Here is an 11,990-nt window from a genome sequence, read left to right on the forward strand (position 1 = left end):
GGCAAGCATGAACGGTGCCGCCCATCCGTGCCGGGAAAGCCCGTCAAGCGAACCAGATTTTTACCGAGATTTGTCAACTACTGACAAATCCTGTCGATCGGCTGCAGCAACTCGCCGGACAAGTGCTTGAAAAACCTGTGCTGCAGCGAACAAAACCGGGCTGGCATGAGGCCTGCATTAGTTCCCACGAGCCCAAGCTCATTCCAATTGGATCCAAGGAGTTATAAATGAACAAGATGCAGAAAGGCTTCACGCTGATCGAACTGATGATCGTGGTGGCGATCATCGGCATTCTGGCCGCGATTGCGCTGCCGGCCTACCAGGACTACACCGTCCGTGGCCGCGTTTCCGAACTCGCCGTCATTGCCTCGGGCATGAAGGCCACCATCGGTGAGAACATCGCCAACAACGCCGCCATCGGCACCGGCACCTGCCTGGGCGTGGCCACCGTCTCCACGGCCACCGTGAACCTCGCCTCGGCGACCTGCGCCGACGCCACGGGCGTTATCACCGTCACCGGCACGGCCAAGGCCAAGGCCGTGGTCATGACCTACACCCCGACCCTGACCGCCGAAGGCGTGATCACCTGGAAGTGCGCGGTCTCCGCCGCCACCAACAACAAGTACGTGCCGGCCGAGTGCCGCGTCTAAAGCTTCACAAGCTGTGAAAAATGCCGCCCACTGGGCGGCATTTTTTTCGTTCCCTGCGCCCTTCGCAGGCTGCGTAAAGCCAAGCGGCGGCACCCGGAGCAGGCGCGTTGATGGGTTCCTCGGGAACCGCTGCGCATGCCGTACACCCTCGCCCGCAGTTTCGGCACGACCTCGCAGATGAGAGAATGCCTGGGCTCGCCGACGTGGAATTTCCTGCAGACTGGCGAAGCGCCTTTTTGACCTGTGCAATCATGAATACAGCCCTCTCCGAGTCCACCTCGCGCTCAATCCTCGAACCGCAGGATCTCGAACTGACGATCCTGATGCCCTGCCTCGACGAAGCCGAGACCGTGGCAACCTGCGTGAAAAAGGCGCGCCGGTTCCTGGACAGCCAGGGAATAGCCGGCGAAGTGCTGGTGGCAGACAATGGTTCCACCGATGGCTCTCAGGAATTGGCGTTCGCCGCCGGAGCTCGCGTCGAACACATAGCCGAGAAGGGCTACGGCAGCGCCCTGCTAGGCGGAATCCGTGCCGCACGGGGGCGATATGTGATCATGGGGGATGCGGACGACAGCTATGATTTCTCGCGCCTGACCTCCTTCATCGACAAACTCCGGGATGGACACGCCATGGTCGTGGGCAACCGCTTCCAGGGCGGCATCGAGCCCGGAGCGATGCCCTTCCTGCATCGCTACCTGGGAAACCCGGTCTTGAGCTTTGTCGGCCGGCTGTTCTTCGGAGCCGGGATCGGCGACTTCCACTGCGGGCTTCGCGGCTTCGATCGCAATGCGATCCTGGGACTGTCGCTTCAATCCTCCGGGATGGAGTTCGCAAGCGAGATGATCGTCAAAACGACGCTTGCCGGATTGTCGATGGCCGAAGTCCCCACGACGCTCGCGCCTGCCGGTCGCACTCGCCCGCCGCATCTGCGTAGCTGGCGCGATGGCTGGCGGCATCTGCGCTTCCTCCTGATGATGAGCCCGCGCTGGCTGTTCCTGTATCCCGGCATGATGCTGATAGCCATCGGCTTGCTTGCTCAGTTGATGATCCTGCAAGGGCCGATCGTGGTGCGCGGCGTCGGATTCGACATTCACACCATGCTGTACGCCTCCGCCGGCACTGTGCTGGGCGTTCAGCTGATCGTGTTCGCGCTGCTCGCGCGCGCGATTGGCCATCTCAAGCAAGTGCTGCCGCCCAGCAAATGGTTCAACCATTGCTTGCGCCTGTTCTCGCTGGAGCGAGGCATCCTGCTGGGTCTGCTGGTATTTGGCGGCGGACTGTCGTTGGCGCTGCTGTCCGTGAATCTATGGCTCGCCGCGAACATGTCCACACTTGATCCCGCTTCGATGATGCGCGTGGCGATTCCTTCCGTCACGTTCATGCTCACGGGTGCCGAGATTGTCTTCGCCTCCTTCATCCTCAGCTTCATTGACGTAAAGCCGTGCGGGAAGATGTAACGGCGCATGGATAGGCTCGTCGGCGCGGCGCCGTCTGCCCCAGGGACAGTTGGCATCATCGCGAGCTGGCGCGTCTTCGCTTACCTGTCGTCCACACTGGCCGCTGTGGCCTGGACGCTGTATGCGGGCAAGGACTTGAACTGGGATTCCCTGAACTACCATCTGTATGCCGGCTTCAGCGCTCTGAACGATCGCTTTTCGACAGACTACTTTGCGGCGAGCCTGCAGGGATATCTCAATCCGTATGCACACGCTCCGTTCTATCTCATGGTGCAAGCTCAATGGCCCTCATGGGCCATCGGCACTGCATTCGCCTGCTTTCATGCCCTGAACCTTTGGCTCTGTTATGAACTTGCCCTGACCCTGATTCCCGGTCCGGCGCGAACGAAAACCCAATGCACCGCGCTCCTGGGCATGGCCCTGGCGGCACTGAACCCGGTCTTTCTGCAGGAGTTGGGCTCCTCATTCAACGACATTTCCACCAGCGTACTGGTGGTGGGCGGCTGGGTCGCGCTGGCCAAGGGCCTGCATCGCCCCTCCTGGCAGCGGTGGGCGCTGGGTGGTTTGCTGCTGGGAGCCGCGGCAGCACTCAAGCTGAGCAACGCGATATTTTGTCTGGCGTCGGCACCCATGCTGTTGTTTCTGACGTCCGGGGCTGAGCGCCTGAGATATGCCGGAGTACTCTGCGTGGCGGGTTGTCTCGGCTTTTTCGGAGCTTCGGGGCCCTGGGCCTATCGCCTTTGGCAGGAGTTCGGGAACCCTTACTTCCCGATGCTCAACGAATACTTCAAGTCGCCACATCTGACCTCGGCGCCTTTCAAACACCTCCGCTTCGTCCCCGAGTCCGTCGTCGACGCCTTCTTGCGCCCGTTCCAGATGGCTTGGCCCATTGCCGACGTGCATACGGAACCAAGAGCCCCGGACATTCGTTACGCGACGCTGATGCTTTTGATCCCCGCGTGGCTTTTCCTGAATCGCTTCAGGGTATCTCCAGCAGGAGCCCCCCAGATCCCTGACACCGCCGCATCGTTCCGCGTGTTGCCAGCAGTGGTGTTGAGCGTCTGCATCGCCTGGATTCTCTGGCTTTGGACCTCCGGAAACAGCCGCTACTTCCTGCCCATGAGCTGCATCGCCGGCGTGCTGATCGCCGTGCTCCTCGTCAATGTGTTGAGGGGTCCGCGTGCGATGGCTTACGCCATCGCAGGACTTCTCGGGATGCAGGCACTCAATGCCTACATGAGTCCGAGTCGCTGGACCCCCGCGCCCTGGGACGACCAGTGGTTCGATTTGCAAATCCCCGAGAGATTTCAGACCGCACCCTATCTTTACCTGTCGGTATCATCCCCTTCGCTCAGTTTTCTACTGCCCTATCTGGCTCCTGGATCCGGACTGATCAATATCAGCGGGACTCACATTCTCGACCCGGACGGAGCAAATGGCACGAAAGTGCGGGAACTGATGGCTCGCAACAGGGGTCGGGTCCGCATGATCGCAGAGGTACATCTTGTTACCAGGGACGGCGCTCCCGCTCCCGCAATCACTGACTACGACCATCGGCTACAGAAATTTGGCCTTCGCGTTGATCCGGCGGACTGCGCCTATTTCAGGGTTATCGGAGATTTTTACTCGGTCGTCGTGGGCTCATCCGAGAGTAGTCCTCATCCTCCGCCCGCGAAATCAACCGGGGACACTTATGCTTTCACTTGCGGCCTGCATCCGCTGCCAACCGTAGACCGGGTGGCGTCGCATGAAGCCCAGGAGCACGCGGACGTTGTTTTCAATCGAATTGAGGATAGCTGCCCCGATTTTTTCTCGCCGCGACGGCCGGTGACCGAAAGAAAAAACATGGGCTGGAGGCGAATATATGTCAATACGGACACACAGTTGTGGACTTACAACGACCTGGTTCTGGCGCTGCGCTATCCGATCGACTCTCAGCCCGTTTATCTTGGAAAGATGCATGATTGGGGGCAGAAAACGCAGAGCATAGATTGCCCGAAGAGACGCGCTCCATTCTCCGAGCGCGCTTCATTTTCCGAAAAGACACCACAACCGCTTCGCAGGGCAGCCAATGTCACCCCCGAGTAACGAATTCGATGGTCTGCAAGGGAGTGGTCGCCAACGCCCCACACCCCTGTCGCAACATCAGCGGCATGCAATCCGAGCCCTGGAATGGCTGCTCTAGACTACTTTTCGTTTGGCCACCCGCTCAGCTTCATCCGCACGTTCTTTGCAATGCGCGCGCGCCGGCGCATGTTCGACCTGTTCATGGACTGGGCGCACCCATCGTCGGAGGACGTGGTGCTCGACCTCGGCGTCACCCCGGACGAAAGCCTGCCCGAGAGCAACTTCTTCGAGCGTCACTACCCGTACCCGGCGCGGCTCATCGCCGCCAGCATCGAGGACGCCTCCAATCTGGCGCGCGCCTTCCCGGGTGTGACGTTCCGGCAGATCGAGCCCGGCCCCCTGCCCTTTCCCGACAAGGCCTTCCGGTACCTTTTCTGCTCCGCGGTGGTCGAGCACGTCGGCACGCGCGAGGACCAGCGCCGCTTCCTGGCCGAGCTCAGCCGCGTCAGTGAAGCCTTCTTCGTGACCACGCCCAACCGCTGGTTCCCGGTGGAGTTCCACACCATCCTGCCGCTGATCCACTGGCTGCCGCAGCGGCTGCATCAGCGGCTGCTGCGCCTGCTCGGCCTGGGCCGCTGGGCCGACACGCAGATGCTCAACCTGCTTTCGGGCAGCGAGCTCACCGGCCTGTTCCCCGCGGGGGCGGAAGTCGTTCTGAAGCGGATCAGGCTGGCGGGCATGACCTCGAACCTCGTGGTCATGGGCCGCTCCTGATGGCCGCCCCGCAGGGGACCGCGGCGATCAACCCGCGGCAGACCGCCCGCTACCTGGTGTCGGGCGCGATCGCCGCGGGGGCCTACATGGCCGTCACCGTCTGGTGCCGGCAGGCGGCCGGCCTGAGCCTGCTGGTCTCCGGCATCGCGGGCTACGTCTGCGCCATGCCCTGCGCCTACCTGCTGCACCGCTACTACTCGTTCCGCTCGCGGCAACCGCCCGCGCGGGAGGCCGGCAAGTTCATCGCGACATCCGTCATCGGCGCTATGCTATCGGGGCTCATTCCACAGTGGCTGTCCGCCGGCGGGACTCCCCTGGCGGCCGCCCTCACCGTGACATCCATCGTGGTACCGATCATCAACTACCTGGTTCTCGCACTCTGGGTGTTCAAGCGGCCATGAGCATGGACGCCCCGGTGCAGTATCCCTACCGCCATCTGCTGCGGGAGGAGGAGCGGCTCGAGCTCTCGCGGCCCGACACGCCCCGCGTCCTGCGGGACATCGGCCTGCTCTGGGCCCAGATCCTGCTGGCCTGGGCCGGCGCCTGGTACCTGGGGTCGGCCTGGGCCATCGCCCTGGCGATGCTGGTGGTGGGCAACCGCTACTACGCCCTCTACATTATCGGCCACGACGGCCTGCACCGGCGCCTGCACGGCGACGTCCGCATCAACGACCTGATCAACGACGGCCTGATCCTCGCTCCGATCGGGGCGATCACCAGGGTCAACCGTCTGAACCACATGCAGCACCACCGGACCCTGGGCCGGCCCGGCGACCCCGACCTGTTCAAGTACCGCAGCCGGGAGAAGCTCTCCGCGGGCGCGCTGCTGCTGAGCTTCACCGGCCTGCCCCTGGTGCTGCGCGCCGCCGGCAATGTCTTCGGCCCCGGCAAGACCGCCGCGGCCGCGGTGGCGCGGCCGAAGCACAGCCGCAGGGACCTGGCCATCCTGGGGCTATGGCAGCTTGCGCTGATCGGCGGGCTCACGCTGGCCTTCGGCTGGTGGGGCTACCCGCTGCTGTGGCTGCTGCCGGTGGCGATGCTCACGGTGGCCTTCGACCTGCTGCGGGTGTTCTCCGAGCATTCCGTAGAGAACGAGACCGCCGGAACCACTCTCGCCGAGCGGATGGTGATGGTGGAGAGCTCCTTTCCCGAGCGCCTGCTGTTCTCCCCCATGAACATGAACCACCACGTGGCGCACCATCTCTGGCCCACCATCCCCTACTACCACCTGCCGCGCGCCACCGCCCTGCTGGAAGCCCGCGCGCTGGACACGGGCACGCCGATCGTGCGGCGGCGCGGCTACTGCCGCTACCTACTGGCCTGCCTCGCGCGCGCCGCCGGATCGCGCTTCACCCCCGCGCCATGAATGACGCCGGGGGCGCCATGCCCGACACGGCTCCGCTGATCTCCACGGAGGTCGTCGGCAGCTGCCCGGTCTGCTCGGGCAGCGAGCGCGCCAGGATCGCGGCCGGGCAAGACTACGAGTACGAGAGCTGCCGCAACGAGTGGACGATGTGGCAGTGCCGGCGCTGCAGCCATGCCTGGCTCGATCCGCGGCCGGCCGACCGCGAGCTGGGCGTCATCTATCCCCGGCACTACTACTCGTACGACTTCGAGAAAAAGATCAACCCCATTGCCGTGAAGGGCAAGGCCTGGCTCGACCGCCGCAAGCTGGCCGGGCTGGCGGCGCAGCTGCGGCACCCCCCGCAAGGCTACCTGGACGTGGGCTGCGGCACCGGCCGCTTCCTGCGCATGGCCGAGAAGTTCGACCTGCCCCGGTCACGGATCGCCGGCATCGAGCTGTCGGAGCCCGCCATCGCCGCCCTGCGCGCCGACGGCTTCAGCGCCGAATGCGCCACGGTGGAAGCCTCGCAGCTGGTCAGGACCGGGCGCTTCGACCTGATCACCATGTTCCACGTCATCGAGCACGTCGCCGATCCGCGGGAGGTCGTGGCGCGGCTGGCGCAGGCCCTGGAAGAAGGCGGCATCCTGGCCATCGAAACCCCCAACCTCGAGTCCCTGGACGCGCGGCTGTTCAGGGCCCGCTGGTGGGGCGGGTATCACTTTCCGCGCCACTGGCACATCTTCACCCTGGCGTCCCTGACGCAGCTGCTGCGCCAGGCGGGGCTGGAGGTGGAGACCGTCCGCTACCAGCCCGGCCATTCCTTCTGGCTGTTCTCCCTGCATCACGCCCTGAAGTACGGCCGCTGCCGCAACCGCCGCGCCGCCGGGCTGGTCCATCCCCTGCGCAGCCTGCCGGCGCTGATCCTGGCCACCGGCTTCGACATCCTGCGCTCCTGGCTGGGCTTCCATACCTCCGCGATGATGGTCGTCGCCAGGCGCCGGCCCGCACAGCCGGGGTAACGTCGCGTCCCGCCAGGCGTAGGCGCCGCTGGGCGAAACTTTTGGCTACCGCTTAGCGTTTGGGCTAGTCTTCATCTCGTATCCGGAGAATCTCATGGCCATCAGCCCTCAAACCCCGACCCCGACCGCCTTCCTCGGCGGCCTGGCCCGTCGCCTGGTGGCGGACGGCATCCTGAGCGAGGACAAGGGCCGCGAGTTGCAGCAGCAGGCCATGAAGTCCGGGACCCCCTTCGTCAAGCTGCTGGTGGACTCCAAGCTGGCCTCCCCGGCGCGGGTGGCCGAGGCCGCCAGCACCGAGTTCGGCGTACCGCTGGTGGACCTGTCGACCATCGAGATCGACTCCGCGGCCTTCAAGGAGGTCAGCGAGAAGGTCATGCGCAAGTCGCATGCCCTGCCGATCTTCAAACGCGGCAAGAAGATGTACGTCTGCGTTTCCGACCCCACCAACCTCTCGGCCCTGGACGAGATCAAGTTCGCCACCGGCAACATGACCGAGGCGATCCTGGTTGAGGAAGACAAGCTGGCCAAGGCGATCGACGCCGCCATCAATGCCCTCAATGCCTCGGACATGACGGTCGAGGACGAAGACCTCGCCGACATCGACATCTCCGACGGCAGCGAGGACAAGGGCCCTGAGGTCACGCGCTCGGACGCCGACGATGCCCCGATCGTCAAGTTCGTCAACAAGATCCTGATCGACGCCATCAACCAGGGCGCCTCCGACGTCCATTTCGAGCCCTACGAAAAGACCTTCCGCATCCGCTACCGCCGCGACGGCGAGCTCAAGACCATCTCCCAGCCGCCGATCAGCCAGGCCGTGCGCATCGCCGCCCGCGTCAAGGTCATGTCGCGCCTGGACCTGGCCGAGCGCCGCGTGCCGCAGGACGGACGCATCAAGCTGCACCTGTCCAAGACCAAGGCGATCGACTTCCGCGTCAGCACCTGCCCGACGCTGTTCGGCGAAAAGATCTGCTGCCGTATCCTCGACCCCAGCAGCGCGCAGCTCGGCATCGACGCGCTGGGCTACGAGGCGGAGCAGAAAGAGGCCTACATGAAGTCCCTGGCGGAGCCCCAGGGCATGATCCTGGTCACCGGCCCCACCGGCTCCGGCAAGACCGTGTCGCTGTACACCGGCCTGAACATCCTCAACACCGACGACATCAACATCTCCACGGCGGAGGACCCGGCTGAAATCAACCTGCCGGGCATCAACCAGGTCAACGTGCAGCCCAAGGTCGGCCTGACCTTCGCCGCCGCGCTCAAGGCCTTCCTGCGCCAGGACCCCGACGTCATCATGGTCGGCGAAATCCGCGACCTGGAAACCGCTGAGATCGCGATCAAGGCGGCGCAGACCGGGCATCTGGTGCTGTCCACCCTGCACACCAACGACGCGCCGCAGACCATCGTGCGCCTGATGAACATGGGCGTGCCGGCCTACAACATCGCCTCGACGCTGTCGCTGATCATCGCGCAGCGCCTGGCACGCCGCCTGTGCAAGATCTGCAAGCGCCCCGCCAACATCCCGCGCGCCGAGCTGATCAAGCAGGGCTTCACCGAACAGGAAGTCGACACCCCGGGCTTCACCACCTATGAAGCGGTGGGCTGCGATGCCTGCGACAACGGCTACAAGGGCCGTACCGGCATCTACCAGGTAATGCCGTTCAGCGACGCCATGGGACGTATCATCATGGAAGGCGGCAACGCCATCGAGATCGCCGACCAGTCTGCCAAGGAAGGTATACTTGACCTGCGGCAATCGGCACTCAGGAAAGTCAAGGACGGACACATCGATCTCGCCCAGGCCAACGCCTGCACGGCGGGAGATTGAGCTAGGGATCAGGGGGAGTTCATGGCGCAGGCACAAGCCGTAACAAAGGGCGCAAAAAAGGCGCCCAAGATCGAGATCATCAAGGAACATACCTTCAAGTGGGAGGGTATGGACCGCAAGGGTCAGCGCGTCAAGGGGCAGAGCGTCGGCCCCAGCGAGAGCATGATCAAGACCCAGCTGCGCAAGCAGGGCATCAATCCCACTTCGGTGCGGCAGCAGTCGGCGCTGTTCGCCGCCGGCAAGAAGAAATCGATCACCGCCACCGACATCTCCATCTTCAGCCGTCAGATGGCGACGATGATGGCCGCCGGCGTGCCGCTGGTGCAGGCACTGGAAATCGTCGGCCGCGGACATGAAAACGCCTCGATGCAGGACATGATCCTGGGCATCAAGAGCAACATCGAGGGCGGCAACTCCTTCGCCTCCAGCCTGGCCAAGTACCCCTTGCAGTTCGACGACCTGTTCGTCAACCTGGTGGACGCCGGCGAGAAATCCGGCGCGCTGGAAACGCTGCTGGAAAAGATCGCCACCTACAAAGAAAAGACGGAGTTGATCAAGAAGAAGGTCAAGAAGGCCTTGACCTATCCGACGGCGGTGCTGGTCGTCGCCTTCGTCGTCACCGGCATTCTTCTGTACTTCGTCGTGCCGACCTTCGCCGAACTGTTCCAGGGCTTCGGCGCCGACCTGCCGGCCTTCACCAAGTTCGTCATCGGCATGTCCGAGTTCATCCAGGCGAAATGGTGGCTGATCCTGCTGATCGTCGGCGGCACCGGCTACGGCTTCTTCGAAGCGAAGCGCCGTTCCAGGAACTTCCGGCGTTTCATGGACCGCGTCATGCTCAAGGTGCCGATCGTCGGCGACATCCTCTACAAGTCCGCCATCGCCCGCTTCAACCGCACCCTCTCCACCATGTTTGCCGCCGGCGTGCCGCTGGTGGAAGCGATGGACTCGGTGGCCAGGGCCGCCGGCAACATCGTCTTCGAGGAAGCCATCTTCATCATGCGCGACCGTGTCTCCACCGGCCAGCAGCTGCAGCTGACCATGCAGCAGTCGGGCCTGTTCCCCAACATGGCGGTGCAGATGGTCGCCATCGGCGAGGAATCCGGCGCCCTGGACGAAATGTGCGCCAAGGTCGCCGACTTCTACGAAGCGGAGGTCGACGCGATGGTCGACGCCCTGTCGAGCCTGCTGGAGCCGATGATCATGGCCTTCCTCGGCATCGTCGTCGGCGGCCTGGTCACCGCCATGTACCTGCCGATCTTCAAGCTCGGCCAGGCAATCTAACCGACACCACAAGATTCGACCGTCATGACGCTTATCGAGGGGCTGCAAGCCAGCCCCGGCTTGTTGATTTTTTTCTGCGGCCTGGTGGGCCTGGTGGTCGGCAGCTTCCTCAACGTCGTGATCCTGCGCCTGCCGCGCATGCTCGAGATCGGCTGGAAGCGGGAGTGCCGCGAGATGCTCGAGCTGCCGCCCGAGCCGGCCGAGAAGCTGTCGCTGCTGTCGCCGCCCTCGCGCTGCCCGTCCTGCGGCACCGGCATCAAGCCCTGGCACAACGTCCCGGTCGTGGGCTGGCTGATCCTGCGCGGCCGCTGCGCCGGCTGCAGCGCCGCCATCTCGCCGCAGTACCCGCTGGTGGAGGCTGCCACCGCCCTGCTGTCCGGCGTCTGCGCCTGGCACTTCGGCTGGGGCCCGCAGCTGGCCGGCGCCCTGGTGCTGACCTGGGCCCTGGTGACGCTGACGGTGATCGACCTGCGGACCATGCTGCTGCCGGACATCATCACCCTGCCGCTGCTGTGGCTGGGCCTGCTGCTGGCGTTGCAGCCGGTGTTCACCGACCTGCCCAGCGCCGTCATCGGCGCCGCCGCCGGCTATCTCAGCCTGTGGTCGATCTACCACCTGTTCCGCATCCTCACCGGCAAGGAGGGCATGGGCTACGGCGACTTCAAGCTGCTGGCCGCGCTTGGCGCCTGGATGGGCTGGGCGGCCCTGCCCGGCACCATCCTGCTGTCCTCGGTGGTCGGCGCAGTGGTCGGCATCGGCATGATCGTGCTGCGGGGGCGCGACCGGCAGCTGCCGATCCCCTTCGGGCCTTACCTGGCCGCCGCCGGCTGGCTCTGGCTGATCTGGGGCGATACGATCAAGGCTGCGTACCTGAGCACCTACTGATGCCTCGTCTCACCGTCGGACTGACGGGGGGCATTGCCAGCGGCAAGTCCCTCATCGCGGACTATTTCATGGAGCTGGGCGTCCCCGTGCTGGACGCCGACCAGGTCGCGCGCGACGTGGTCGCCCCCGGTGCCCCCGCCCTGCTGGAGATTGCCCGCAGCTTCGGCCGCCAGTTCCTGCAGCCCGACGGCCAGCTGGACCGCCGCAAGATGCGCGAGAAGGTCTTCATGGAGCCTGCCGCCCGGCAATCCCTGGAGGCCATCACCCACCCCCACATCCGCAAGCGCATGACCCAGTGGCGCGACGCCCAGGCCTCCGCCTACTGCATGCTCAGCGTCGCCATCCTGGTGGAATCCGGCATGCGCGACCTGGTCGACCGCGTGCTGGTGGTGGACGTGACCCCCGAGACCCAGCTGGCGCGCCTGCAGGACCGCGACCGCATCGGCGAAGACCTGGCGCAGCGCATGCTGCAGGCCCAGGCCTCGCGCCGCGAGCGCCTGGCCGCCGCCCACGACATCATCGCCAATACAGGCTCCATGGCCGCGGCCCGCGCCGCGGTGGAGGAACTGCATGCCTACTACCTGTCCATCGCCCGCACCGGCGAGATTTACTCACGCGGCCTGAGTTTGCCCAGATCTGTGATCTAGGACACAATTCTGACTTCCCTGGCAATCCTAGAGC

General features: G+C 64.6%; 11 protein-coding genes. All 11 read left to right on the plus strand.

Annotation, left to right across the window (positions count from 1 at the left end; all coding sequences use genetic code 11):
* Positions 1-227: 227 nt before the first annotated feature.
* Positions 228-650 carry a pilin gene (locus D0B54_RS18875; protein WP_117293092.1) on the plus strand — a complete coding sequence of 141 codons (423 nt, stop codon included), beginning with the start codon at positions 228-230 and terminating at the stop codon, positions 648-650.
* A 251-nt stretch (positions 651-901) separates the two neighbouring features.
* On the plus strand, positions 902-2,107 hold the full coding sequence (locus tag D0B54_RS18880; protein WP_117295362.1) for a glycosyltransferase family 2 protein: 1,206 nt from the start codon (positions 902-904) through the stop codon (positions 2,105-2,107).
* 6 nt (positions 2,108-2,113) lie between these two features.
* Positions 2,114-4,195 (plus strand): glycosyltransferase 87 family protein, encoded by a 2,082-nt coding sequence (locus D0B54_RS18885; RefSeq protein ID WP_117293095.1) that lies wholly within the window; start codon positions 2,114-2,116, stop codon positions 4,193-4,195.
* Positions 4,196-4,279: 84 nt separating this feature from the next.
* Positions 4,280-4,948 (plus strand): class I SAM-dependent methyltransferase, encoded by a 669-nt coding sequence (locus D0B54_RS18890; protein WP_205527178.1) that lies wholly within the window; start codon positions 4,280-4,282, stop codon positions 4,946-4,948.
* Entirely contained in the window at positions 4,948-5,349 is a 402-nt protein-coding gene (locus D0B54_RS18895; protein WP_117293097.1) for a GtrA family protein, read from the plus strand. Before D0B54_RS18890 ends, D0B54_RS18895 begins: the two co-directional genes overlap by 1 nt.
* On the plus strand, positions 5,346-6,314 hold the full coding sequence (locus D0B54_RS18900; protein WP_117293099.1) for a fatty acid desaturase family protein: 969 nt from the start codon (positions 5,346-5,348) through the stop codon (positions 6,312-6,314). Before D0B54_RS18895 ends, D0B54_RS18900 begins: the two co-directional genes overlap by 4 nt.
* 17 nt (positions 6,315-6,331) lie before the next feature.
* Positions 6,332-7,312: a class I SAM-dependent methyltransferase gene (locus tag D0B54_RS18905; RefSeq protein ID WP_162932562.1), complete on the plus strand. Its 981-nt coding sequence runs from the start codon at positions 6,332-6,334 to the stop codon at positions 7,310-7,312.
* Positions 7,313-7,406: 94 nt separating this feature from the next.
* Positions 7,407-9,140, plus strand: a complete 1,734-nt coding sequence (pilB, locus tag D0B54_RS18910; RefSeq protein ID WP_117293103.1) for a type IV-A pilus assembly ATPase PilB — start codon at positions 7,407-7,409, stop codon at positions 9,138-9,140.
* A gap of 21 nt (positions 9,141-9,161) precedes the next feature.
* Positions 9,162-10,424 (plus strand): type II secretion system F family protein, encoded by a 1,263-nt coding sequence (locus tag D0B54_RS18915; protein WP_117293104.1) that lies wholly within the window; start codon positions 9,162-9,164, stop codon positions 10,422-10,424.
* 24 nt (positions 10,425-10,448) lie between these two features.
* The gene (locus tag D0B54_RS18920; protein WP_117293107.1) at positions 10,449-11,309 is read left to right on the plus strand and encodes a prepilin peptidase; all 861 of its coding nucleotides are present in this window, start codon (positions 10,449-10,451) and stop codon (positions 11,307-11,309) included.
* Complete coding sequence (gene coaE / locus D0B54_RS18925; RefSeq protein WP_117293109.1) at positions 11,309-11,956, plus strand: dephospho-CoA kinase; 648 nt, start codon at positions 11,309-11,311, stop codon at positions 11,954-11,956. The genes D0B54_RS18920 and coaE overlap by 1 nt, the downstream gene beginning before the upstream one ends.
* The last annotated feature ends 34 nt before the right edge of the window (positions 11,957-11,990 follow it).

It is taken from the genome of Solimonas sp. K1W22B-7 (assembly GCF_003428335.1).
Lineage (GTDB): Bacteria > Pseudomonadota > Gammaproteobacteria > Nevskiales > Nevskiaceae > Solimonas_A.